The organism is Achromobacter sp. Bel, assembly GCF_012928505.1.
GTDB lineage: Bacteria > Pseudomonadota > Gammaproteobacteria > Burkholderiales > Burkholderiaceae_B > Achromobacter.
Window position 1 is genome coordinate 153,355 of the sequence record NZ_JABBJN010000002.1, and the last position, 25,297, is coordinate 178,651.

The 25,297-nt window shown below is 59.5% G+C and carries 21 protein-coding genes; 8 read left to right on the plus strand and 13 right to left on the minus strand.

Features of this window, described 5'->3' with window-relative positions:
• Positions 1–23: 23 nt before the first annotated feature.
• From HG262_RS02075 to HG262_RS02085, 3 genes are read right to left on the minus strand one after another with little or no spacing between them, the layout of a single operon-like run.
• Entirely contained in the window at positions 24–989 is a 966-nt protein-coding gene (locus HG262_RS02075) for a tripartite tricarboxylate transporter substrate binding protein (protein ID WP_169269452.1), read from the minus strand.
• 46 nt (positions 990–1,035) lie between these two features.
• Positions 1,036–1,425, minus strand: a complete 390-nt coding sequence (locus HG262_RS02080; RefSeq protein ID WP_169269453.1) for a hypothetical protein — start codon at positions 1,423–1,425, stop codon at positions 1,036–1,038.
• On the minus strand, positions 1,422–2,780 hold the full coding sequence (locus HG262_RS02085) for an acyclic terpene utilization AtuA family protein (RefSeq protein WP_169269454.1): 1,359 nt from the start codon (positions 2,778–2,780) through the stop codon (positions 1,422–1,424). Before HG262_RS02085 ends, HG262_RS02080 begins: the two co-directional genes overlap by 4 nt.
• 99 nt (positions 2,781–2,879) lie before the next feature.
• On the opposite strand from HG262_RS02085, the gene HG262_RS02090 reads away from it, so the two are divergent.
• The 7 genes from HG262_RS02090 (at position 2,880) to HG262_RS31170 (ending at position 10,655) form a co-directional block, all read left to right on the plus strand.
• On the plus strand, positions 2,880–3,794 hold the full coding sequence (locus HG262_RS02090) for a LysR family transcriptional regulator (RefSeq protein WP_169269455.1): 915 nt from the start codon (positions 2,880–2,882) through the stop codon (positions 3,792–3,794).
• A 108-nt stretch (positions 3,795–3,902) separates the two neighbouring features.
• Positions 3,903–4,289 (plus strand): Rid family detoxifying hydrolase, encoded by a 387-nt coding sequence (locus HG262_RS02095; protein WP_105558228.1) that lies wholly within the window; start codon positions 3,903–3,905, stop codon positions 4,287–4,289.
• Positions 4,290–4,328: 39 nt separating this feature from the next.
• The gene (gene recG / locus HG262_RS02100) at positions 4,329–6,419 is read left to right on the plus strand and encodes an ATP-dependent DNA helicase RecG (protein WP_169269456.1); all 2,091 of its coding nucleotides are present in this window, start codon (positions 4,329–4,331) and stop codon (positions 6,417–6,419) included.
• A gap of 82 nt (positions 6,420–6,501) precedes the next feature.
• Entirely contained in the window at positions 6,502–7,452 is a 951-nt protein-coding gene (locus HG262_RS02105; RefSeq protein WP_169269457.1) for a LysR substrate-binding domain-containing protein, read from the plus strand.
• A 150-nt stretch (positions 7,453–7,602) separates the two neighbouring features.
• Positions 7,603–8,103 carry a Dps family protein gene (locus HG262_RS02110; RefSeq protein ID WP_006222203.1) on the plus strand — a complete coding sequence of 167 codons (501 nt, stop codon included), beginning with the start codon at positions 7,603–7,605 and terminating at the stop codon, positions 8,101–8,103.
• Positions 8,104–8,350: 247 nt separating this feature from the next.
• Positions 8,351–9,145 carry an SDR family NAD(P)-dependent oxidoreductase gene (locus HG262_RS02115; protein ID WP_169269559.1) on the plus strand — a complete coding sequence of 265 codons (795 nt, stop codon included), beginning with the start codon at positions 8,351–8,353 and terminating at the stop codon, positions 9,143–9,145.
• On the plus strand, positions 9,138–10,655 hold the full coding sequence (locus tag HG262_RS31170) for an LTA synthase family protein (protein WP_169269458.1): 1,518 nt from the start codon (positions 9,138–9,140) through the stop codon (positions 10,653–10,655). Before HG262_RS02115 ends, HG262_RS31170 begins: the two co-directional genes overlap by 8 nt.
• On the opposite strand, the gene HG262_RS02125 is transcribed toward HG262_RS31170, so the two are convergent.
• Genes HG262_RS02125 through HG262_RS02140 form a run of 4 tightly spaced genes read right to left on the minus strand, consistent with a single transcriptional unit; the run spans position 10,643 to position 16,724 of the window.
• Positions 10,643–12,067 (minus strand): mannose-1-phosphate guanylyltransferase/mannose-6-phosphate isomerase, encoded by a 1,425-nt coding sequence (locus HG262_RS02125; RefSeq protein ID WP_169269459.1) that lies wholly within the window; start codon positions 12,065–12,067, stop codon positions 10,643–10,645. The genes HG262_RS31170 and HG262_RS02125 overlap by 13 nt on opposite strands.
• 54 nt (positions 12,068–12,121) lie before the next feature.
• Positions 12,122–14,008 carry a glycosyltransferase gene (locus HG262_RS02130; RefSeq protein WP_169269460.1) on the minus strand — a complete coding sequence of 629 codons (1,887 nt, stop codon included), beginning with the start codon at positions 14,006–14,008 and terminating at the stop codon, positions 12,122–12,124.
• The gene (locus HG262_RS02135) at positions 14,002–15,171 is read right to left on the minus strand and encodes a glycosyltransferase (protein ID WP_169269461.1); all 1,170 of its coding nucleotides are present in this window, start codon (positions 15,169–15,171) and stop codon (positions 14,002–14,004) included. Before HG262_RS02135 ends, HG262_RS02130 begins: the two co-directional genes overlap by 7 nt.
• A complete protein-coding gene (locus HG262_RS02140; RefSeq protein ID WP_169269462.1) occupies positions 15,168–16,724 on the minus strand; it encodes a hypothetical protein in 1,557 nt (518 codons plus the stop codon). Before HG262_RS02140 ends, HG262_RS02135 begins: the two co-directional genes overlap by 4 nt.
• A gap of 285 nt (positions 16,725–17,009) precedes the next feature.
• On the opposite strand from HG262_RS02140, the gene HG262_RS02145 reads away from it, so the two are divergent.
• Entirely contained in the window at positions 17,010–18,092 is a 1,083-nt protein-coding gene (locus HG262_RS02145; RefSeq protein ID WP_169269463.1) for a hypothetical protein, read from the plus strand.
• 15 nt (positions 18,093–18,107) lie between these two features.
• Here the strand turns inward: HG262_RS02145 and HG262_RS02150 are convergent, their stop codons facing one another.
• The 6 genes from HG262_RS02150 to HG262_RS02175 all read right to left on the minus strand — a co-directional run bounded on the left by HG262_RS02150 (position 18,108) and on the right by HG262_RS02175 (position 25,129).
• On the minus strand, positions 18,108–19,334 hold the full coding sequence (locus HG262_RS02150; RefSeq protein WP_169269464.1) for a capsular biosynthesis protein: 1,227 nt from the start codon (positions 19,332–19,334) through the stop codon (positions 18,108–18,110).
• Positions 19,331–21,334, minus strand: a complete 2,004-nt coding sequence (locus tag HG262_RS02155) for a capsular polysaccharide biosynthesis protein (protein WP_169269465.1) — start codon at positions 21,332–21,334, stop codon at positions 19,331–19,333. Before HG262_RS02155 ends, HG262_RS02150 begins: the two co-directional genes overlap by 4 nt.
• Before the next feature lie 8 nt (positions 21,335–21,342).
• Entirely contained in the window at positions 21,343–22,383 is a 1,041-nt protein-coding gene (locus tag HG262_RS02160; protein WP_169269466.1) for a polysaccharide biosynthesis/export family protein, read from the minus strand.
• 111 nt (positions 22,384–22,494) lie between these two features.
• Positions 22,495–23,601 (minus strand): ABC transporter permease, encoded by a 1,107-nt coding sequence (locus tag HG262_RS02165; protein WP_169269467.1) that lies wholly within the window; start codon positions 23,599–23,601, stop codon positions 22,495–22,497.
• Between the two features lie 18 nt (positions 23,602–23,619).
• On the minus strand, positions 23,620–24,273 hold the full coding sequence (locus HG262_RS02170) for an ABC transporter ATP-binding protein (protein WP_169269468.1): 654 nt from the start codon (positions 24,271–24,273) through the stop codon (positions 23,620–23,622).
• Positions 24,274–24,280: 7 nt separating this feature from the next.
• A complete protein-coding gene (locus HG262_RS02175; RefSeq protein ID WP_169269469.1) occupies positions 24,281–25,129 on the minus strand; it encodes an ABC transporter permease in 849 nt (282 codons plus the stop codon).
• Between the last annotated feature and the right edge of the window lie 168 nt (positions 25,130–25,297).

A 25,297-nucleotide genomic window follows, 5' to 3' on the forward strand; every position in this document is an offset into this window, starting at 1 on the left:
ATTGCGGCTTACGGCATCGAGGCTTACTCCGGCTGGATCCCGGCCTTCTTGATGATGTCGCCCCATTTCTTCGATTCAGCCTGCTGGAATGCGGCCAATTCGTCTGGCGTGGAGGTGGCGGGATCAGTTCCGGTCTGCGCATAGAACTGCTGAGCGGGCTTGGTCTTCGTGGCGGCCACCAGTAGCTCGTTCAAGCGCTTGATCACGTCGGGCGGGGTGCCGGCGGGCGCATAGGCCGCGAACCAGTAGCCCATCTCGTAGTTGGGCACGCCAGCTTCGGCAATGGTGGGCACGTCGGGCGCCAGTGGCGAGCGAACCAGGCCTGTCACGCCCAGCGCGCGCAGCTTGCCCGACTTGACTTGGGGCAGGCCGGTCGCCGTGTCGGTGATCATCATGTCGATTTGCCCGCCCAGCAGGTCGGTCACGGCCAGCGGATTGCTCTTGTATGGCACATGCAGCAGTTGCACGCCGGCCATCTGCTGAAGCAATTCGCCCGCGATGCGGCTGCTGGAGCTGCCGCTGCCGAAACTCAGCTTGCCCGGCGATTGCTTGGCTTGCGCAAGGAAGTCGCCCACGGTCTTGGCCGACGAGTTTGGATTCACCACCATGATCTGGCCGCCCTTGCCCAACAGCGAGATCGGCGCGAAGTCCTTCACCGGCTGGTACGTCAACGACTTGTACAGGTGCTCGTTGGCGGCGTGTGTCGTGTTCGTGGTGATCAGCACGGTATAGCCGTCCGGCGCGGCGCGGGCGCCGGCGGCGGCGCCGATCATGGCGCTGGCGCCGGGCTTGTTCTCGATCACCACGGCTTGCCCGGTCTGTTCCGTGACACCCTGGCCGATGGCACGGCCGATCTGGTCCGTGGCGCTACCGGCCGCGAACGGCACGATGAATGTGATGGGTTTAGCCGGAAAGTTCTGGGCCAGTGCGGTCAGGGGCAGGGCGGCGGCCAGCAGCAGGGTCAGTCGGCCTTTGGATGAAATGCGCATGTGGTGTGTCTCCTGTGGTGTTTTTATATAGGGGGAATGGCAGGGGTCAGGCGTCCGCGGGACGGTCGCCGGGTATGTCTGGCAGCCGGCGGGCCAGGTCTGCGCCGACCTCTACCGTCAAGTCCAGCAATCGGAAGGACAGGCTTTTGCCGTGCGTGTCCAGATTCAGCGCGTCGTTCACGCCTCCGTCCAGCACGCCTTCCAGCACGAAGTTCATCGCGTGCAGCGTGGGCAAAAGGTAGCGGGTGACGCGGGCGGGGTGCCGGTAGGCGAACCACGCGGCCACGCGGGCTTCGGTGACTTGCGCGGCCAGCACGGCGTAGCACTCGGGATCCCATGCGATCAGGCTCAGGTTGGAGATATCGCCTTTATCGCCAGAGCGGCTGTGGCCCAGCCGGTACAGCGGCACGGACTGCGTGTCGGTGTTGCGGGTCATGGGGTGATGTCCTCCAGGAAATTCCAGCCGCTTTCCACGGCATCGCGGGCAATGGTGCAGGACACCATGTTCAGGCGCGGCCGCAGCGCGGTGCGGACGCCGCCGCCGCCGGCCGGGCCGCAGGTGTATAGCGCGGTCACTTCGCGCAGGATGCGTTCGGCTTGGGCGCGGTCGGCGTGTTCGCCGGCCAGCCGCAGCCGCACATCGCGGGCCTGCGTGTCGGGCAGGGCACGGCGCATTTCGCCCGCGTCGTCCCCCAGGATACTGATGGCGCCGATGAGGTCGGCGCGCAGCTTGAAGGCGGCTCCCAAGCGTTTCTGGACGATGTCCGCGGCAAGCCGGGCCCGGGCTTCGGCTTGCACGCCCGCGTACGAGATCTCGGCTTCGGCCAGCCAACCGCCGCGATAGCAGACGTTGACTTTCAATTCGGGCGGGCGCGCATGGCCGGTGATGCCATGCACGGCCACGCGGTTGCCGCCCAGCTCGACGACGCGCGCCTGGCTCAGGTCGGCCACGACATCGGGCGTCAGATATCGCGCAGGGTCATGGACCTCGTACAGCAGTTGCTCCTTCACCGTGCGGGCGTCCACTGCGCCGCCGGTGTCCGCGGCTTTGCCGATGACGAATTCGCCGTCGGCATGGATTTCGGCGATGGGAAAGCCCGCTGCGTGCACGTCCGGCACGTCTTTCAGGCCAGGCACGCAGAAGTAGCCGCCCGTGACCTGCAAGCCGCATTCCAGCATGTGGCCGGCCATGGTGGCGCGGCCCAGGCGAGGCCAATCCGCGGCATCCCAGCCGAAGTGCGCCATCGCCGGGCCCAGCGTCAGCGAGGGGTCCGCCACGCGGCCCGCGACGACGATCTGCGCGCCCGCCGACAGCGCCTGCGCGATTTCGGTTGCCCCCAGGTAGGCGGTCGCGCTGACCACCTCGTGTCCTTCCAGCGCCGCGCCCAGGCGCTCCTGCAGCAAGGCGCGCTGCGCCGCCGTGTTCAGGGCGTCGCCATGCACGACCGCGATCCGCGGTGTAGGCAGGCCTTGTTCTCGCGCGATCGCGGCAATGCGCCGGGCCGCGGCTAGCGGGTTGGCGGCGCCGAAATTGCTGACAATGCTGATGCCGTGCCGCAGGCAGTCCGCCAACACCGGCGATACCAATTCGTCCAGCAGCGGCTCGTAGCCGCGGTTGGGGTCGTCATTGCGTGCCAGTTGGGCCAGGGCAAGCGTGCGTTCGGCCAGCGTTTCGAAAATCAACGTGCCGCCGCCCTGGGCGGCCAGCGTGCGCACCACGGCGGCGGCGCCGTCGCTGCGATCGCCGGAGAAGCCGGAGGCGCAGCCGATGAGCAAGGGAGATTGAGGCATAAGGGGTCCAGTCGGGCCTTGGGGGCTGTCGTGGCCACTATAGGCATGCGGCGTTAATCAGTAAAATAGAAAGATCGGATCAATTGATAGAAAAAACCCATGAATCTATCTGCCCGGCAATTGCGCGCCTTTGTCGCGCTGGCGGACGAACGGCATTTCACGCGGGCCGCCCAGCGTTGCCACCTGACGCAACCTGCGTTCAGCGCGCTGATCCGTTCGCTGGAAGACAGCGCCGGCCTGAAGCTGTTCGACCGCAATACGCGGCATGTCGAACTGACGGCCGAAGGCCGGGTGCTGGACGCCTCCGCGCGCCGCCTCCTGGCGGATATGGACCTTGTCATGGACGATCTGCGCGACCATGCCGCCCGCCGCCGCGGTCGTGTGGCGCTGGCTGCGTTGCCGTCGTTGGCCGCGGGTTGGCTGCCGGGTCTGTTGGCCCGCTTCAGCCAGGCGCATCCCGGCATCGTGCTGGATTTGCGCGACGGGTTGCTGGATCCCTGCCTGGACATGGTGCAAAGCGGACAGGTCGATTTCGCGGTGGCGTCCCGCCGCCCGGACATGACGGACCTGGATAGCGAGTTCCTGCATGCCGACCGCTACTTTCTGGTGTGCCGGGTTGACCATCCCCTTGCCGCGCAAAGCCAGGTGCGGCTGCGCGACGTCGTGCGGCATCCCGTTATCCAACTTGCGCGAGGCAGCAGTGTGCGTAAACACCTGGACGAAGCGCTAGGTGCCGACGCGCCGCCGCCGGTGTTCGAAGTGGAACATCTGGCTACCGTGACAGGACTGGTGCGGGCTGGCCTGGGCGTCTCGGTGGTGCCGGCCATGACACTCTTTCACTTCCGCACCGATGACCTGCGCGTGGTGCCCCTGGCCGGACGCGCGCTGACCCGGCCGCTATACCTGGTGCAACGCAAGGGCCGAAGCCTGTCTGTCGCCGCCCAGGCGCTGTATGCGCTGTTGATCGCGCATCGGGGCGATATCGGCGGGGCCGGCCATCTGGCAGACTCGTGAAACCCGGATAGGGACATCCCTGCGTCATCCGGCCACTTTCGCAAAAGTCTATTGCTGTTTAAACTCCGATAGTTGTAGCTTCTATCCGTCACCTGAAGGATTCCGCCCATGAGCAAGCAAATCATCCATACCGACGCAGCGCCCGCCGCCGTTGGCCCTTACTCGCAAGCGGTTGCCGTTAGCGGCACCAAGACTGTCTATCTCTCGGGCCAGATCGGCCTGGAACCGGGCACTGGCGATCTGGTTTCCGAAAATTTCGACGCGCAAGTGCGTCAGGCTTTCGCCAACATGCAGGCCGTGATCACCGCCGCCGGCGGCACGCTGGACAACGTCGTCAAGCTGACGCTGTTCCTGACCGACCTGGGCAAGTTCACCGCCGCCAACTCCATCATGGCCGAAATCATCCCGCAGCCGTTCCCGGCGCGTTCGACCATCGGCGTGGCCAGCCTGCCCAAGGGCGCGCAGTTCGAAGTCGAAGCCATCCTCGTCCTGTAAGGCGCACCCGGACTTTCGATCCCAGGGGTTCGTTCCTTCATGCCGGCCGCGGCCGTGGCTTCCAAGCGACCCGGCGCCGATACCAAAGGCGCCGGGAAACCGATGACGGATACAGAGCGCAAGCTCCGTAACCTGGGTCTGGTGCTGCCCGAGGACTTCGTGCTTCATCTGCCGTTGCGCTATGAGGACGAAACCCGCGTCATGCCGATCAGCGCTCTGCGCCCGGGTTTTTCGGGCCAGGTCGAAGGCGAAATCATCAAATCCGAGGTGCTGTACCGGCCCCGGCGCCAACTTACCGCCACTTTGGCGGATGAAACCGGCGAACTCCAATTGCGCTGGCTGAACTTCTACCCCAGCCAGCAAAAGCAGATCACCGTGGGCAAGCGCCTGCGTGCCCGGGGTGAAGTCCGGGGCGGGCTGTTCGGCCGTCAAATGGTGCATCCCCGCATGACGAATGCGGATGCGCCGCTGCCCACGGCGTTGACGCCGGTCTATCCCACCACGGAAGGGCTGCCGCAGCTGACCTTGCGCCGCGCCATCGCGCAGGCGCTGGACCGCGCCGACCTTTCCGACACGTTGCCCGACGAGGCCCGCCAGCGCTACGACCTGCCACCCTTTGAACCCGCCATCCGCGCATTGCATACGCCGGCTCAAGGCGAATCCGAGCAGGCCTTGCTGGACCGCGTCCATCCTGCCTGGCGCCGCATCAAGTTCGACGAATTGTTGGCCCAGCAGTTGTCGCTGGCTGCCGCCCGCGCCGCGCGCCGTGTCAAGGAATCCGAGGCGCTGCCGGTGCGTAACGAGCCCGGCGGGCTCGTCGCCAAGCTGTACGCCAACCTGCCGTTCAAACTGACCGGTGCGCAAGAGCGCGTGGTGCAGGAGATCTCTGCCGATCTGGCCAAGCCGTATCCGATGCATCGCTTGCTTCAGGGCGACGTCGGCAGCGGCAAGACCGTCGTCGCGGCGATTGCCGCGGCGCAGGCGATCGCCGGCGGCACCCAAGTGGCGTTGATGGCGCCCACTGAAATCCTGGCTGAACAGCATTTCCGCAAACTGGTGTCGTGGCTGCAACCGTTGGGCGTCAACGTGGCCTGGCTAAGCGGCAGCCTGACCGCCAAGGCGCGCCGCGAGGCTGCGGCAGCCGCGGCGGACGGCAGCGTGCAACTGATGGTGGGCACGCAGGCACTGATCCAGGACCATGTCGAATTCCACCGCCTGGGCTTGTCGATCGTCGACGAGCAGCATCGCTTCGGTGTCGGCCAGCGACTGGCCCTGACCAAGAAAGGCGAGACCGTGCGCGGACGCTTCGTGCCGCATCAACTGAACATGAGCGCCACGCCCATCCCGCGCACGCTGGCCATGACGTTCTTCGCCGACCTGGACGTGTCCGTCATTGACGAATTGCCGCCTGGCCGCACCCCCGTCCTGACCAAGCTGGTTTCCGACGCGCGGCGCGAAGAAGTCATCGCCCACGTCGCGCAAGCCGCGCGCGGCGGCCAGCAGGCCTATTGGGTCTGTCCGTTGGTCGAGGAAAGCGAGGCGCTGGAATTGCAGACGGCGGTCGACACCTATGAAGGCATGCGCGTCGACCTGCCCGATCTTCGCATCGGCCTGGTGCACGGCCGCTTGCCCCAGGCCGAAAAAGCCGCCGTCATGCAGGCGTTCCGCGACGGCGAGGTAGACCTGCTGGTAGCTACCACCGTCATTGAGGTCGGCGTCGACGTGCCCAACGCGTCGCTGATGGTCATTGAACACGCCGAACGCTTCGGCCTTGCCCAGTTGCATCAGCTGCGCGGCCGGGTAGGGCGGGGCACCGCCGAATCGGTTTGCGTGCTGCTGTATCAAACACCGTTATCCCAAATTGCGCGTGAGCGGCTGCGCGCCATGTTCGAGACATCCGACGGGTTCGAGATCGCTCGGCGCGACCTTGAACAGCGCGGTCCAGGTGAATTCCTGGGCACGCGCCAGTCCGGCATGGCGCTGCTGCGCTTCGCCGACCTGGAAACTGATGCCGCGATTGCCGAAGATGCGCGCGATGCCGCGGTTTGGTTGCGCGCCGAGCATCCCGCGGCTGTCGAGGCGCATCTGGCGCGCTGGATGCGCGGCCGCGAAGACTTCCTGCGGACGTGACGCCATGCTGCCCGTTCTTCACCTGAATCACTCAAGCGTCGGCCGCCAGGCCTGCGCGCAACCCCCGGGGGCGTAGTCCACCATGACTCTCACCGAACTCAAGTACATCGTCGCCGTTGCGCGCGAGCGGCATTTCGGCCGGGCGGCCGAGGCCTGTTTCGTCAGCCAGCCGACGCTGTCCGTCGCGATACGCAAACTGGAAGACGAACTGGGCGTGACCTTGTTCGAACGCGGCGGCGCCGAGGTCGGCGTGACGCCGATCGGTCAGCGCATCGTCGCGCAGGCGCAGAAAGTGCTGGAAGAAAGCGCCAGCATCAAGGAAATCGCGCGACAGGGGCACGACCCCTTGGCTGGCCCCTTGCGTGTCGGCGTCATCCACACGATCGGCCCGTACCTGCTGCCCAAGCTGGTGCCGGTGCAGATCGGCCGCACGCCGCAGATGCCGCTGCTGCTGCAGGAAAACTTCACCGTACGGCTGGTAGAGTTGTTGCGCCAGGGCGAAATCGACTGCGCCATCATGGCCTTGCCGCTGCCCGAAGCCGGCCTGGTCATGCAGCCTCTCTACGACGAACCGTTCATCGTTGCGGTGCCCAACGACCATGAGCTTGCCCAGCGCAAGTCCATCGACGCCCAGGACCTGAAGCAGCAGACTATGTTGCTCTTGGGCAGCGGCCACTGTTTTCGGGACCAGGTGCTGGAAGTGTGCCCCGAGCTGTCCCGGTTCTCGGCGGCCAGCGACGGCATCCAGCGCACCTTCGAAGGCTCTTCGCTGGAGACCATCCGGCACATGGTGGCGGCGGGCATCGGCGTTACCGTGCTGCCCGTCACGGCCGTGCCGGAACACCCGCCCAGCAACAGCCTGCTGACCTACCTGCCGTTCGATGGCCACGTGCCCGAGCGCCGCGTGGTGCTGGCATGGCGGCGCAGCTTTCCCCGCCTGGCGGCGATCGAAGCCCTGGCGCAAGCCGTCTATGAATGCGAACTGCCCGGCGTGAAGATGTTGGCCGACGAGGCGGCGGCCGTCCAGGACTGATATTTCAATGCCTGGCTTGGCGCTGCACAACGCCGTCTTGAGCCGCGTCAAACCCACGCGGTGCAGATCGCCAAAACGCGGTTGCGCAGCGTCAATTCGTAGTGTTTGCAGTGGTATCCTTAATTCGTACTTATCCTATAGGAGCTAGCAATGGCCAAGTCCACCAAGAAGACCCCGAGTGTCCCGCGCATCAACATCGGCATTTCGGACAAGGACCGCGCGGCCGTCGCCGGTGAATTGTCCAAGCTGCTGGCCGACTCGTACACGCTGTACCTGATGACGCACAACTTCCACTGGAACGTCACGGGGCCCATGTTCAACACGCTGCACCTGATGTTCATGACGCAGTACACGGAAGAATGGAACGCGCTGGACAGCATCGCGGAACGCATCCGCGCACTGGGCCACTACGCGCCGGGTACCTACCGCGAATATTCCAAGTTGTCGTCCATCGCCGAGCCCGAGTCGGTGCCCGAAGCGCTGGAAATGGTCCGCCTGCTGGTCAGCGCCAATGAATCGGTCGCCAAGACGGCCCGCGCGGCCTTTGAAAAGGCCGACGCCGCCAACGACCAGCCCACGGCCGACCTGCTGACGCAGCGCCTGGACGTGCACGAAAAGAACGCCTGGATGCTGCGCAGCCTGCTGCAATGATCTAGATCGCGCGTTCGCTTACAATGGCCGGCCATCTTCCCTGTCGGGGAAGGTGACCGGATCCTTGTGAACACCCGACATGGCCGCCGAAAGGCGGCCATGTCTATGCAACCGTGCCACAGATAACGTCTTCATTTCGACCTTCTGCTTCATCTTTTCTCGCCGCGCCTGGCGCAGTGCTGGCTTTGCATGCCGCGCCACTCTGTCGCACGTCCTCTGGCGATTCCGCCACCTCATCCCAGCAAGCATGAATAACACTGACAGCCGCGAACCCGGCTTTCCGAGCTGCGTGCTCATCACAGGCGCAACCGGCGGCATCGGTGGCGCGCTTGCGGTGGAGTACGCCGCGGCGGGTGCGAAAACCCTGATCCTGCAAGGCAGGAATACTGAGCGGCTGCAAGAGCTGGCCGACCGTTGCGGCGCCTTGGGCGCGCGCGTGGTCACGCAGGCGCTGGACGTGCGCGACCACGACGCGCTGATGGCGTGGCTGGCTGATGTCTGCGAAAGCGAAATGCCGTCGCTCGTCGTCGCCAATGCCGGGGTCAATATCAATACAGGCCCCGACGGGCAGGGCGAAGACTGGCAGGATGTGCTCCGCCTGCTGGACGTCAACGTCCGCGCGGTCTTCGCCACCGTCCATGGGGTATTGCCCGCCATGCGCAAACGCGGCCATGGGCAGATCGCCTTGGTCAGCTCTCTGGCGGCCTGGCGCGGCTTGCCTGAGACGCCCAGCTATAGCGCCAGCAAGGCCGCGGTCAAAGTCTATGGCGAAGCCATGCGCGACGCGCTTGCCCACGAAGGCATCAAATTCAACGTCATCATGCCCGGTTACGTCGAATCGCAGATGTGCTTCGACATGCCCGGCCCCAAACCTTTCCTGTGGAAGGCGGACAAAGCAGCGCGCGTGATCCGGCGCGGGCTGCAGGCGAACCGGGCGCGGATCAGTTTTCCGTTTCCGCTCAATCTGGGGTGCTTCCTGTTGTCGGTGATCCATCCGGCAGTGTCGGGTTGGATCCTGAAGAGGATGGGCTACGGTGATTGAGGCGTTCTTTGAGGCCTTGTGGCTGCCTTTCCTGATCGGTATGGCATTGACCTGGGGCGTGGAATACTTGCTCGTCCCCCGCCCCGTCGCGCCGTGGCGCAGACCGCTAGCCGCGACCGCTGTGCATCTGGGCGCATGGACGTTGGCATTCGCGTTTGAGCTGCTATTGTTCAGAAGGCCCTATTTTGCGGTCGCGAACGTGTTGGCAGTCCAATTACTGATAGTGCTGGTAAGCAATGCCAAATTTCAGGCGCTGCGAGAGCCGTTCGTTTTTCCGGATTTTGAGTACTTTACCGATGCGATTAGGCACCCGCGGCTGTATTTGCCATTCGTGAGCATGTGGGCAATTGCCTTGCCCGCTGTCGGGTACGCCGGGCTTTGCTATGCGGCATTCCTTTTAGAGCCGAGCTTGCTGGACGCGCCGGGCAGTGGTGGGTACTACGTGTTTGCGCTGGCCGCGTTGACAGCGATTGGTCTGATCCTGTGTGCGGGAGGGTGCAGGCTGCGGCCGGATTTCGATGCGCAGCGCGACCTTGTCCGATTTGGCCTGTTTGCGAGCCTGGTTTGCTACTGGCGCGCCGAACGAACGGTACCCGCACTAACCGACGATTTTGGTTTCCCGCCCTCCGACGGATCGACCGGTACCTCGATGCCCGATCTGATCTCTATCCAAAGCGAGTCTTTTTTCGATGCTCGGCAGACGTATCCGACGCTGCGCAAGGATTTGCTTTCTGAATTTGACATCCTGTGTGCCGAATCCCTTAGGCACGGCGCTCTGATCGTTCCCGCATGGGGGGCCAATACGGTAAGAAGCGAGTTCGCGTTTCTGGCTGGGCAGTCTCAAGGGGACTTGGGCGTGCACCGCTTCAACCCGTATCGGCGTCTAGCGACGTCGACGACGCCTTCCTTCGTCCGCCTTTTGAGGACGCAAGGTTACCGGACGGTGTGTATTCATCCCTACCATGCAACGTTCTATCGGCGAAATGTCGTATTGCCGATGCTTGGGTTTGATGAGTTCATCGACATGGCCGCGTTTGCGCAAGAGGATCGGCAGGGGCCGTACGTAGGCGACAAGGCGGTAGCGGAAAAGGTTATCGCGATGTTGCGGCGAAGCGATCCACGGCCGCTTTATGTGCACGTCATCACAATGGAAAACCACGGCCCGCTTCACTGGGAGCAAGTTGTTCCGGAGGAATACAGGGCGGTCGCGACGCAACCGTTACCTGACAATTGCAGTGACCTCATCGTATACGCCCGCCATCTGCGCAATGCGGATGCCATGTTTTCGTGCATAGCGGGTTATCTGCGCGAACACGACCGGCCGGCGAGCCTTTGCGTTTATGGCGATCACGTTCCCATCATGGCGCACGTCTATCGCACGTTGGGTGAACCGCCGGGGACGACGCCGTACCTCATCTGGCACAACCGTGTTGCAGGATGCAGCGGTGAACAGCCTGCCGCGCTTGAGGGCTTGGCAAGCATATGGTTGCGCGAATGCTATTTGGCCTGAGGCTTGCCAGGAGCTGAGTCGGGAGGGGCGTCGAAACGGATGATGTCGTCTTCTTCCAGGTAGGGGCCGCTCTGCACTTCAATCAGCACTAGTGGTGTCGCTTCGCGATTACTGAGCCTATGCTTGCGGCCAGCGGGGATATAGGTGGACTGATTTCGGTGGACGACGGTTTCCTGGTCGCCGTTTATGACGTGGGCTGTGCCGTCCACCACAATCCAATGTTCGCTGCGGTGATGGTGCATTTGCAGGGATAGCGACGAACCGGGGTTGACGACAAGCCGCTTGATTTTGAACCCCGCGCCGGTTTCCAAGGTCGTGTAGGTACCCCAACTGCGATGCACAGTACGATGCTGCAGTCGGCTGGCATGGCCTTGAGCAGCTAATCGGTCGATGATTTTCTGTATCAGTTCGGGCTGCGTCGCGTCCATGACTAGCAGCGCATCCGGCGTGTCGACAATGATAAGACCTTGCACACCAACCGCCGCTACCAATCGATCGCTGCCATGGATATAGCAGTCGTGCGAGTCTTGCAGCATGACTTCGCCGAGCGTCCTATTGCCGTCCGCATCTGCCGGAAGCTGCTGGGCCAGGCTGGACCAGGTTCCCACATCTGTCCATTCCAGATCGCAACCGACAACTGCTGCGCGCTGCGTTTTTTCCAGCAACGCATGGTCGATCGAAATGGATTCCACCTCCTTGTAGGCATCAACTGGCAGCGTGACTTCGTACTCGCCAGGTGAGGTAACGCAGTTGGATGCCAGGAGTGACGCTTGTTGTTGTTCCAACAGCCTGGGCGCGTGCAGTTCTAGTTCTTTGAGGAGGCGTGCGGTGTTTACGCACAGCATGCCGGAGTTCCAGAGATAGTCGCCTTGCGCAAGATAGTCCTGCGCAGTTTGCAAGTCGGGTTTTTCTACGAAGCGTCGAATGCGGTGCCCGTCTGCTTGGATGTAGCCGAAGCCTGTCTCGGGCCGATCCGGCTTCAATCCGAACGTTACGATCCAGTCGGCCGCCAACTGGCGGGCCTGTTCGACGGCGGCATGAAAAGACCTGGTGTCACGGATCAAATGATCTGCGGTCAGGAACAGCAGCGTGGCATCCGGATGTTTTTGCACGAGCGCCAAGGCGGCAATCACTACCGCCGGCGCAGTATTGCGGCCTTCGGGTTCCAGCAGATAGCCCAACGTGAGGTCGGGACGACGGACTTGGCGGTACGCATCGGTAGTTTTGTAATGCAACTCGCGAGTGGTCACGGTCAGTACTTCGCGCACCCCAGGCAGGTTCTGCGCTCGCACTAACGCCTTCTGCAGAAGAGATTCCCCTTCGATTTCGATGAATGGCTTGGGATGCAGCAGGCGCGAGACTGGCCATAAGCGCTTTCCAGCCCCCCCGGACAATATGACGGGAATCAACATGGGGTTGTCGAGTTGGCGGGGGAGTTGAGTCGGCATTTGGCGTAGGGGCGGTAACTAGCCCACCGAGCACAGGGCGTGATGGTAGACATGGTCGACGGATGCGGCCAGGGCATCGGGATCGTTTAGCGCGGCGGCCAGGATACGCAAACTGCGGCGTAAGCGTGCAGCGACAGGGCGGGAAGGCGACAGGTCGCTGAAAGCGTGTGCAAACGCCGAATCCGAAGTGAGGTCGAAGGTCAGTCCGAGTCCTGCTTCGCGGATCAGGTAGTCGCTTTCGGGGGTGCTTTCGGCAAGGATAAGGGTTCCCGCGCTTGCGAAACTATTTACATCCGATAGCCAAGCGGGTTGATCTGCCCGGATGTGGGGCCGCAGGCGGATGAGCACGCTCGCGCGAAGGGTTGCAGGGGTTGGCACCGCCGCGTCAAAGTGCTGTCCGAGGCTGGGGCCTAGGCCTGCTTCCAGTAACACGTCTTCCACACGTCGATAGGCGTCGTCCGTTCCCGCGACATGCAACTGCACGGCCTTGCGGCCAACGGCGGTTGGCAGCACCGACGCCAAGGCTGTGAGCCGGAGCGGATCAACGCCGCGCAGGTCTAGCAATGCGCTCCATTGCTTATTGCTATGGTCCTGAATCGCCAGAGAAGCTGGCGTAGGGGTGGCAATGAGCTGGGGCAGTACGAAGATGCGGTTGGCAGCGATGCCCTCCGTGCGAAGCTGCCATGCTTGCCACTCGTCGGCGACAATGACTGCGTCGGCGCGACCAGCGCACCTCAACTGCTGACGATAGGCTGCTTGCGCCGATTCGGAGTACGGGGGCGGGCTTGTTGCGTCGGGGAATGGAAACGGCGTATGCGGAGCATGCCAGTCCATCACGACAGGTATCGCGCAGCGCTTGGCCAACGCCAGTGCTCGCAAAGCGAGATCATGTCCCGAGCGGCCCACATGCGCATGCAATAGCCCCGTGCGTGCCCGACGCAGCCAGGGTTCAGCCAACAACACGTCAAAGCGCCTCAAATCATCGCGCGGAATGCCTCGTGCCGCGTCAGGAGTCAGGGCGTTGAAGGTTACCGATTGGACACCCGCTTCTTCATGGACCGTGTAAGGACTTCCTGCATGGGACGGTTGGCCATAGCCCGATGGGACTAGCACCAAAGGGCGCATGCCGCGTTCAAACTGTGCTCGGGAAAGCTGAAGTGCCGGGCTGTCTTGCGCGGGTGCCAAATGAGCAACGCGATGAGGCAGGCCCGTGTGAGGGAGCGACGGGGCGGCGTCAGCCGGCCAGTCTTCCAAGTCGTTCAATGCGGCCAAGGCAAAACGCGCCTGATTGCGCATATATCCGCGCGCCTCCGGCGCCTCGTCGAGCAGGTGGCTCGCTTTGGCTAATAAGCGTGAGGCGCCAATCCGCCACGCGAGTGCCTGGATCTCCAAAAGATGGGGCCGACTTGCAACGTGCAATTCAAGCAAGCGCCATGCAACCCGTTCCGCGTGCGCTGAGTTCGATGCCTCGAGTGCGGGGATTTGCTCCAGGGAGACTTCCTTGGACTCTGCCGATAGCTCGACGCTCAGCCGTAACTCCTCTGGGCTTTGCCAGCGCTGGAGTTGGCACTCCAAACGGGCAGCGCCGGCAGGGGGGAGCACCGGTTTGAGATGGATAGCTGCGGTCTTGTTGCTGACAGGCACATAAGCGAACCGGGATCTCAACGCATCGGAATACGTGAATCCGCAATCAGGAGCATCCAGTACATGGCCGGAGGAATCGTAGAACTGGAATGTCAGGACAGCGCCTCTCGGAATAGGCGCTGTGACGTCGCCTGAAGCGCGGGCGTGAAACGCCCAGGCCACCGCGTCGTTGTCGACGGATAAAACCAGGTTTTTGAGGGGCTTGCCGCGTTTGACAGGCAGGGACAACGGAGGCCGTGCGGGTTGGGTCAGGGTCAGCATGCCTGGCGCTCCACTGTCCCGTCTTCCAGCATTTTTCGCAATGCGCTGCACAATCGGTCAGACAGGAGATAGGGGTCGTGGCGCGCCAGAAGGCCGTCGAAGAGACGTTCGTTCGGGCGATACGCCAGGGCTCGCTCCATTGCGTCGGCCAATCCGTGAGAGGCGGTCCGGGAGTAAAGCAAGGAGGGGTCGTCGGCAAATACTTCGGCCATGCCGCCTTCGGCGGGCGCGACGACCATGCGCCGGAACGTCGCGGCCAGCATGGCTACTCCCGAATTGAGCGTTTCCAGATATGGGGCGACAACAGCGTCGCAAGAGTTGAAGTAGTACTGCACGCGTTGATCACGGACATTACCCGGTATCAGGCGTATGTCCGTCCGGTCTATCACCCGGGCGCGCAGTGCAGTGTAATAGTCCTCGTTATCGACCTGGCCGGCAATGATCAGTGTGCAGGCGCGATCAGGCCTGCGTTTGCGCAGGGTGTCGTAAGCATCGATCAATTCCAGCAGCCCTTTATATGGCTGGATCGACCCGAAACACAGAAAGGTAAAGCTGTCCGGATCCAGGCCGAGGTCTTGCCGCGCATGCATTGGCGAGATGATGTTGGCATACCAGTCGCCGTAGCTGGGATGCGGGATGTGAAGAACTTTCCTTGGATCGATCCGGAAATAGGCGGACGTCAGGCGTTCCGTATCCCGGTTCATGACATGGATGAGGTCGGCGGCATCAGCTGTCGCCTGACGTACTGCACGTTCTGCTTGCACCCACGTTGTGCTGTGCGGCATCGCATTGTGCACGGTCCATACGATGCGCAGGCCCATCCTTCGCATGGCGGCCAAGCGTTCAACGTAGGCCGCAACCGCAGCATCGGCTTCGGCCTCTGTCGCGGCCTTCTGCAAAATGCTTGCCAACCAATGCAGATGGACGATGCCGTGCCCTTGCCATGCGATATCGTCTAACGATTCCAGCCGCAGGACGGGCAGCACGGAAAGTGCGTGTGCTTCCGCGCTCGCGTACAGCATAGGCTGGTAGGGATTGACTTGCGCCACCGGGTAGTACATGAGCAGGTCGGGCAGGCCTTGGCCTGTCTTTCCGCCAAGTACTGCCGAAACAAATGCGCTTGACCAAGTCTGCGCGCCGCTAGCCAGGTCGTCGATTCTCATGGCTTGTCGCTCGTCGTTTTATCTTTGCTCAGGTGCCAATAGTGGACGGTAGCTCCCACGTCTATCTCAAGGATCTCCCCACCGCGTAGGCCATGTGCGGAATGAGGCAGAGCGGCCATGCCATTTGTCCAGCGCAGCGTACTGCCGCGCAAGGTTGACAGTGCATGCAAACCGCACCAGTCGGGATGATTCATATCCAGCCTGCGTCGTTCGCCGTTAGCCAGCACATCTACAGACTGAAGCGCCACTCCGAGCGTGCGCCGGTCTTCCTGATCGAGAATGCTTGTCTCTTTGGCGACGGCGCTGCGAGAGAGAATTCTGCATGGGCAGGGTTCAAGCGTTGGCGGCAATTGGAAGCGCCAGCGGCGCCCATCGGGCGAGGAAGTTCCTGGTATAACCTGCCCGTTGAAATCCAGCCGCAATGCCGGCTGCGACACCAATTCCAACGCCAAGGTTTCAGCGGTGTAGTTCAGCATGCGTTGGCGACAGCTCTCCGTTTCCCGGCGTCCGGTGTGTATCCAATGGCCCCGGCCTGGCCTCAGCAGTAGCCCTTTTGTCTGGTGAGAATTTTTAACAAGAGGGGGAGGGACGTCGTACCGAAGCCAGTGCCAATGGGGGTGCTGAGTAACGGTTTTTCCGTTGAGCATTTGATGGGCATATACGGCAATGCCGTGGTAATCCAATAATTGCCAGGGAGCCAAGGCAAGTGGCGCAGAAGGAACGCCCGGGGCCAACGCGTTGGCTGCAAGCTGTATCGGCCCAAGTTCCGCGCGCAGGTGATGCGGGATCCGTCCGCAAAACACGACTTGTTGGTGCGATTCGGCAAGAGGAGTATCGGACCAGACGCCTTCGAACCGAGGGGGTGGGGGAAAGTCTGCGCACCATGACATGCCTGTCAGGTGGCCAGAAGCCGCGAAGCGCACCGGAATGGGCGACACAGCAGCTGTCTGAGGCAGCGACTGAGACGGGGCCAGGGGCACCGCTGCAACCTCATCCAGGGATGTGATCCTGTGCATTGTGCCGACATCATCCATACAGCTCAGATTCAGCTGGTCGCCAGCCACCATGCCAGAAACCTCAAGTTCGGGAACGGCAAATGCGGAGTTGCTCCAAATGGCAGAGAGGCATCCAGAGCCATTGCTCCGGAAGGCGGCACGCACGGGCGCCGATGAGGAGGCGAGAAACATCGGACCGTCCAGCTCGACACACGCGCCGGTTCCAATTTCCAGCTGCAGGGGCATTTCGCCCTGAACGCCTTTCAAGAGAACGACGTTCGAATTGTCGTTCACGCGTACCGTGCAGACTCCATCGTGCGGGCCTCGCGTCTGCACTTCCAGTATGCAGTTGGCGCGCTCGAGGACAAGGCGGCTGTTGGCCGCCAAAATCAGGCGAATGCAATCAAGGAACCCTGAAGCGTTCCTACTAAGTATGAGGGTTTCATCGGGCGCCAAGGTGACTTCCCGCCAGTCATCGTTCACTGGGCCAGCCTGTGCGGCGAGCGCATGTTTTACGTCTTTGTCTGTTTTGATTCTTTTGGAAATACTTGCAGGCATTGTCGGAATTGGCTTGGAGTTCTAATTTGATCGGCGTAATGTCGTCGGCGCAATTCGGTGTCATCATGCACGAAAACCAAGGCCTAGCCTAGCCTAGTCTGAGCGCCGGATCGACCGTCGCCCATACGGGTTCGCGGCTTCAGGATGATGAGTCATAGCTGGAGACCGCAGCGCCAGGAGAATAGGTGGAAAATTGCCGCTTTTCCTGCGGCTGCAGGGTGGCGGGACCACCGCTTGAATCAGAGGTGTTGCTGAGTACGCGAGACTGTCGATTTGGAGAACTAATTGAGCAGGGGGATCGTCTTGAAGTCTTCTTTTGCAATCCGTCAACAAGCGCTGCATTCATTTGTTGTTGGTATGGGGTTGTTGACTCTCAGTATGTGCGGTAGCGCAACTGCTGCTGGCAAGTCCTTGGACATTTATCTGGCGCCCAAGGGGGTCGATACCGCCTCCGGGCTGAGCGCTGATAACCCCATTGTGTCCCTCGCTAAGGCGCAGGAGCTCGTGGCTGAAAAGGCACGTGGCTATGATGAGGTGCGAGTGCTATTTGCCCCGGGTGTGTACCGGGGGCAAGGCGTTGAATGGCGCACGTTTCCAGGGGTATGGACGCGCTTCATGCCTGCCCGGCCTGGGAGCGCTGTTGTGTTCGACGGACAGGGAGGGAAGCAGTCTGTCTTCTTTAAAGCACTTCCCAGTACTCCCACTCGTGATTCTGCGCCCGTATCGATGAAGTTGGAATTTACGGGGCTGACGTTCCAACGCTATTGCGAAGCTTTAAGTTTTCAATCTTGGTCTGACGAAGTTCGCAGGCCTGGGGGGCGTGATGTGGTCGTCCGGAATAGCAACTTCGTTGATATCGGAAGCAAATTTGATCCGGTGAAGCGTGGGAATCAGCCGCGGGGGGGGTGTACCGCGGCGGTACGGCTACAAGGCGTAGGGCAAGGGCGGATCGAGGGGAATTCGTTCAAAAATATTATAAATCTAGATATTGGCGAAACTGCGTTGAAAGCCTATGGTCGTGGGCATTTGCACGCGATATATATATCGAACATGTCTCAAGGAAACGATATCGTCGGGAACAAGTTCGACGATTTTTCTGGGGATCCGATCCGGATCAGAGATCAGTCTGATAAGAACCGTATTTCTGGGAATATCTTTGGCTCAGCTTCGGATAATACAAAACCTGGTGATGTGCACGCAATTTCGCAGTGGTACTGTAACGATGGCGTCAAGGCGTGCGTCCAACGCCAAATCGCGAGAAAGGAATGCGCGTCGGAGGAATTGGAGCTGCGAGACAATCGGATTGAGGGTCGAAACGTCGAAAGCTATGCCGATAGATCTCAAGGAAAAGCCACATGTGCAAAGTGACTTATCCTGGTAATGCTACAGAAATTTTTCCAACGGGCTTTTATCTGACAAGAGCCGCGGCAACGCATTGGATATGGCTAAGTCGATGCTTTCCCGGCTGTAAAGCCCGCCGTTGATCTGCGTTCCATGGATAACCGTATTTCGGAACCAGCGAAACAAGCGTTGATCAGGTTGCTTGGTGTAACGCCAGAACAAGTCGAGGGCTCCCTGAAAAGTGAGGCCTGGCATGTCATATATGGCATTGCCTAAGGCCTTCAAAGGCCTGCCATGCACAAGTGCAGATCCTCCGACAGTGCTGTTCACTGTCACCACTCCGCGCGCATGATTGAGCAGGGCGGGCAGCGGACCCGTTTCCAAGTATAGGATCCGTTCGCGTTTGAGTCCTACGCGTTCACGAATTCCGTCGATGATCGAAGCGTGATCCTCTTGGCCCGTATCCAGGGGGTGGTTCTTGATGACCAAAACCGAATCCGGCCGGCACATCCGTGCGAACGAGGTCAGCGTCATTTCAAGCATATCCGTCATACTAGAGAACGGGGAATGATGCCGGATCTGAGCATCGCTGTTCAGCTGTAGCGGCACGAGCCAGAACGGGACGCGCCCATAGATCAATGATTGGATCGCTGCCAGATTACGGCGCTTCAGGTTTGCCAGCTTGACGGCACGGCGTAGATATGCGGTGTATTCGTGGTGCGCAAGAATGGGTGAGTGGGTCCGGTAACCGGGGTAGGTGATGGGATTGCGTATGCCAGCAACGTGATACACCACATCGTGGAATGCGCGAGCTGCGAATGACGGGGCAAAGCCCCTGCCATTTCCGTAGTCCGGAATCCTTGGGCCGATTCGGCGATACCACGACGGGTCGCGCGGTAACTGCGAGTTCGCGTTCACCCCGCCGCGCTCAAGCGATACCCAATACGGCCGAAAGTAGCCTTCCTCAAATACGTGCACCCGGATGCCGTTGGCCTTTGCCTGCTTGATGGCAGGTTGGTGCACGGGACGCTGGTCTCCGAACAGTACCAGGTCGGTAGGATTCTCGCGGGCAAAAAGGTCCGCGTACCAAGCGTCGAGCTGGTCCGCGGACTTGCGAAAATAGTGCGCTCCGCCATTGTTCCAATACCAGCAGTCTCCTGCATTGAAGTTGACGCGTTGCACATTGTGCCCGGCCTCGCGTGTCGCGCGGCCCAGTTTGCTGAAAAAGGGCGAGCAAGGGCCTTGGAGAAACAGAAAACGTTTGCTCATGGCTTGCGCGTCAGCCGAGCCACAATCCGGCGCAAAGGGGAGGGCTTGCGTTCGCTGCGCCACGCCAACAACTCTTGCACGGCGCGTTCTGGCGAGCAGAAACTGCGCGTGACGCGACTGACGTAGGTAGGGTAGAGAATCAGCGTGGCCGCTACCAAATCGTCCAGGCTTATGCGCCTGGTACGCCTGGCCTGCACTTGCGGGGTCATCTCATGATCTTCGGTCAATCCCCAGCCAGCGTAGAAGGGTTGGCCCCAGGTTACTACCGGGACATGGCGGAGCAGCGCTTCGAATCCTGCAAGTGAGGTCAATACATGGACCTCATCAACATGAGGAAGAAGGCTTTCAAAAGAATAATCTCCAATGATCTCATCGCACCACCTCAGGGCATCGGACTCGCCTTCGCCTTGCTTCCGTAGTCCTGCGCGCACGTCTGGGTGAGGCTTATATAGCAACCAAGCATTCGGTCGGGCCTGTCGGACCGATTTCAGCAAATCAAGGTTGCGGCGTACAGTGTTCGCGCCATAACGTATTGCGGCGTCGCTTTCAACCTGACCGATAACGAGGACGACCTGATTCTTGCCAGAGGGGCGCTGCCATTGTTCAGGGTGCTGTAAATTGTACTTGGTAACGCCAGCTTCGACGATCAATTGGCGCAGCAAAGCCGCGCGCTCGCGAAGCGCGTCGGTAAAAGGCTCTTGGGCAAGGATGCGCTCCAACCGAGAGCGGGAGCGTGCATCGTAATAGATGCCTTCAGGGTCGATGACCCAGGACAGCGGCCGTATGAGGTCCGCGCCCAATCCAACGGAACGAAGGAATCCATCTTCAATACGTAGCACGTGCTCTCGAAAACCGGCATTCTCAAGCTCGGCGCTGTGCTTGTGCCCCCACGTGACAATCGAATAATCGGAGGGGCCGGCTGGAGGGAGCGTTTGCGTGAATACCGTTTTGCTGCCGGCAAGAAAGTCTCGGACAAATGGCTGTTTCCAGCGCGAGAACCCGTAAGCAAGCAGACGCGCGGGAAATCGTTGACGCTGTTTTCGTTGCAGGCCCATCCATTCCATAAGCGTCTCGATTTCGCACCCCAACCCGGTCTCGGGATTGAAGTAACGCGCATACCTGATCAGGCATGCGTATGCCAGTTGCTCAAGAGGGATGTGTTTGCGTCGGGAGGGTGCGGGCAGCAAGTCCTGAGTCAAGCCCCAGCCTGCATAGAAGGGCATGCCATAGACGTGCACGGATTTGGACCACAGCAACGCCTCGAATCCAATCTGCGATGTAACCGTGTACACCGCGTGCGCATGCTTAATCCACAGTGCCGGATGAGAGCCGTCAGCTACAACCACTATTCGCGGGTTCGCTCGAAGTGACGCGAGGTCATAGTGCCCATGTTTACGCCCCTGTACGACCTCCGGATGCACTCTCACGACGACACGGCAATCAGGATTCGCGGCAAGTGCGTCGCCTAGCATCTGCTGAAAACTGGTGGCACTCGCACCGCCAGCTGCAATGGCAGCATCGCCTGCCGTTTGGTCTACCACCAATACATACGGTTTAGGAAGGGCGTTCGGAATAGGGTCGGGCCCGCCGTTATATTTCGATAGCCGATGATATCGCCAGGCTTGGAGCAGACGAAGAGCACGATCCTGCTGCGCATCGTCAAGGGAAATGGCGGCGAGGCGCTCCAAGCGTGAGGAGCGGGATGCATCGTAGTAAATCCCCACGTCATCAACGACGAGGGAGTAAGAGGGGCTCGTGCTGCCTTCCAACGACCGAAGAAATCCGTCCTCCAGCAGCCAGCAGTGTCCGTCGAAGCGTTTTGATAGAGCAAGCGCACGCAAACCGCTTTTCTTCAGACCCCAGCCGATGTATGCCGCGCCGCCTCGGTAGGGTAGGAGCCCGCCTGTAATTGCCACGCTGGCATCAAGTCTCGATGCCAGTTGACGTTGGCTCCATAATCCCCAGTCAAGCCAATGGACTGCGGCGAGAGTGCCAGCCATGGCGGACGTCAGAAACGCTGGCCGAGTAAGAGCGCCTGTACGATAGGCGTAATGATCTTCTGCCATTCGTACACGGCTGCGTTTGTCACATAGATCGCGTCTTCCGGCTGCATCAAAAACTGTTTAGCGAGAAATATGGATTCTGGATTACGCATGTTGAGACGGAAAACGATCGCGTGCGGATTGGCGGGATCATCCTCTACAAGACGAAAAATGAATACGCCAGTGGGGTCGGCTTTCGATTCCTCCAACCCGCCGACGGAGCCAAGTGTTTCAAGCAAACTAGAGCTCGCCGAGGGTAGGTCGTGCAGCCCGGGCGTTTTGACCGAGCCCATAGCCACAAATCGCTGTCGCGCCCGCTCAACCACAATTTCGGATCGTGGGGGGACGGGCTGATTTTTTCCCTGAAGCAGGTCTTGGTACCTGTAGGTATAAACCTGGCTTCCGGTGCGCACGACTACATTGACCAGATGCGGTTCGAGTACGGGTCCCCCGGCCTGGTTAATAGCGTCCAGCAATGTCAGCGGACCCTGAAGTGCCGAGAACCGTCCTGGCGTCTTGACTCCTCCCGCCACCAGCACGGACCCGGAAAGATCCCCCACCATTGCGGCGTGCACTTGAGGGTCAATTGCCTTTCCCTTGAGTCTTTGGCGTACGCTGCGTTCGACATCGGGCAACGTCATGCCGGACACCTTCAGTTCACCTACATAAGGTAGCGATATCCTTCCGTCAGCATCAACGCGAAGTTGTGGAAAATTCGTACCCCCTGCGCTCAAGGGCGAGAACAGTGCGCCTTCTTGCCCACTGTCCGAAATCATCAGAGAGATAACGTCACCCGGTATGAGGAATACATTGCTGACAGGCAGTTGCGACACCGTGGACGTGAGTTCAGGAATCGCCGGCCGCATGTAGCTGCCTATTGTCTTGGCATCCAGGTCGACGACCTCGTACCTGGGATCGGAATAACTCTCCTCTGCGGCAATCGTTAAGCGGTACGGGCCTGCACCCGATAGGATGCCGCAACCACTCAGGGCAGCCGCGATTGCCATAGTGAGGGCTGCACGCACAAGTCGGGGTGCACCTGCCCGCAGAGTCGGATGAAACATATGGAAGGGATGTGGCGTGTGTTCAGAGGCTGCAGTCATGTCGATTGTGAATTGTTAGTCTCGATGATCTTCGATCGTGGCAATCACAAAGCGCGCAACGCCATAGAGCAGTACCAAAAGGATAAATAGCGTTGCGAGATTGTAGAGACGCTCGGGATATATAGCGCGTTGCGCGACTGCCGGTCGCACAATAGTGACCAAGCTACGAATCTTCTTAGATGCCTCGATTCTGGCGTTTTCCATAGCCGTGACAGCCAGCTTGTAGCTTTCTTCAGCAATCCCCGCATCCACAGTCAAATTCTGAAATTCAGACGCTATGACGTTGAGTTGCTCTCCCCCAACTGCGGAAATCAACTCTTTCTTTTCGGCCGCAAGTTGTTGCTCGATCGCGCGAATCTTTACCTGTTGTTGTCTGACCTGGGGCGATTGGGCATCCAATGTGGAGCGTAGTGCCTTCAAGTGCGCGCGCTCCTTCGTCAATAGGTCTTCGAGCCCAGCGAGTGTTGCGGATCGTGATGCCGCAGACGACTTTGCGTCCAGAAGGTTGTTTGCATTCTGGAATGCAATCAAGATATCCCGCTGCTTGATATAGTTGCGGCGGGCATTTCCTAGCTCACGTTCAGCGAAGCCCAAATGGTCACGGGCAATTTTGTGCGAAAGTTCATTTACGAAACGCTCACTCTCATTCAGGATTTCATCCAGCATCGCTTTGGAAAGGGCTGGTACGGGAGTTTGCACCTCCACCTGAAGAAGACCTGTGAATTCGTCAAAATGCGTTTCCACCACGCGACGATAGAATTTGAGCAGATCTTCTGCGGGAGCGTCCTTAGATATGTAGAAAAGCGGATCACTCATCTGCTCCGCATACGCGTCAACCCAATTCAGCTTCTGCTGAAGATGATCCATCATGTCTATGGACTGAATAAAGTCCTGCATAAACAATGTTTCTTCACGCGACGTCGGGTTCGTGCTGCCCATCAAAAGAGCCAAACTGGGGATATTGGCCCCTGCTGCCTCATGCGGTTGGCGGACAACTATTTTTGCTGTACTCACATACCTGTCAAGTGACAGAAAGGCGTAGTAAATGCCGACCACGATCATCGGTATTACCACCATGTAAATGAATAGTGGTGTTTTTTTGAGTTTCTCAAGATTCAACACGGTAATTCCTGCAGGCCGTTAGGCTTGATAAGCAGCGATGCCGGACTCGACATCATCAAACATTGTTATGGTGCCGTTTTCGACGAGCAAGACCAAGTTGCACAAACGACGAATGTCTTCCATTGAATGGCTGACCAAGATGATGTTGGAAGTCTTCATTTTCTTTGCAAAAACTTGGTTGGATTTTTTCTTGAAATGAGAGTCTCCAACAGACATGACTTCGTCGATCAAGTAATAGTCAAAATCGAATGCCATACTTAAGCCGAACGCCAGGCGAGATCTCATGCCCGATGAATACGATCGAACAGGCTCATCGAACCATTTCCCCAAATCGGAAAAGTCGCGGACATATTGAAGAACCTCCGACATACGCGGGCCCACCGCTCCATATACTCGGCAGACGAACTTGACATTATCTTTGCCGCTCATACTGCCTTGAAAACCGCCAGTAAGCCCGACCGGCCACGATACGCTCTTGTTTGTTACAATTTTCCCTCGATCTGGCGTATCTGCGCCACCCAGCAGCCTCATCAATGTAGATTTGCCGGATCCGTTTTTTCCAATCAACCCGATATTCCTATCCGGCGGAATGGAAAACGAGATGTCTCGAAATACGTACCTTCGACCACGCGGGGTGTAATAGGATTTTGTAATATTTCTTACTTCGAACATGGTCGAGTCAAAGAGACATTAATCGATATTTGCGTACGCGGTAGGCTGCATAAGCGGCGAATGAAGCGACGATCGTGCACTTCACTACATACTCAAAAGAAACTCCAGGGTAGAGCCTGTAATGCTTAAAGGTCGCGGCACGGATAAGATCAATAATGTGAAGGTACGGATTCCACAATAAATAATCAATAATGGAATGAGGTAACCTATTTATCGGATAAATAACACCCGATAGCAGATAGAGCGGCATGAATGTAAGGCTAAGAAGCGTTCTCAACTCGGGGATTGCTTCCGCGAGCATTGCGTAAAATATTCCCAGCGCGAATGAGAACGCGATGCCGAGAAAAATTGCAAAGAGCCACGCGATTGGGTCGGTTATCGCGGTAGAGTAGCCGTACCAAGTTAGCGCAATATATAAGATCAAAAAGGTGATCGAGGAGATGCAAAATTCAACGATTGTCCGGGCGAAAAAGGCGTCGGCGGGTTGAATCTGTTTGTAGGAGAACAACGATTTGTTGGCCTCGACACTGCCCATGAGCTTCAGTACGATATTCTTGTATAAAAGAAAGGGCGCCAAGCCCATCAGCAAGAATACGAGAAATTCATAACTTGGCGACGCCGCGCTGCGTAGTTTCATTATTGTCCCCAAAACGATCATGTGGGACATAGGCTCGAGGATAACCCATACGGCACCTAGCCTAATGCGGCCAAAACGTCCGCGCATCTCGCGCAAGACGAGCGCAAAAACAACGGAGCGGGTGATTTCTAACGGAGATCGTAAACGCATAGGATTGTAGTTGGTGCTGAGCGCGGCTGATTGTACAATAACTGACTGTGTAAGGGGGCGTGGCAGCATTCGAAAGTGTTGCTAAACCCCTTAAAACAGCTGAATTTCAGCTTTGCTTGTCTAATTGCTGCGATTTTTACGCCAAAGCTTTGTGTATGGCGTTGCGTTCAGATGAGATCTGAAATATATGCATTGCTATGCCCAGCAAATTGCTGGCCCATATTTTTCTAAATGTTA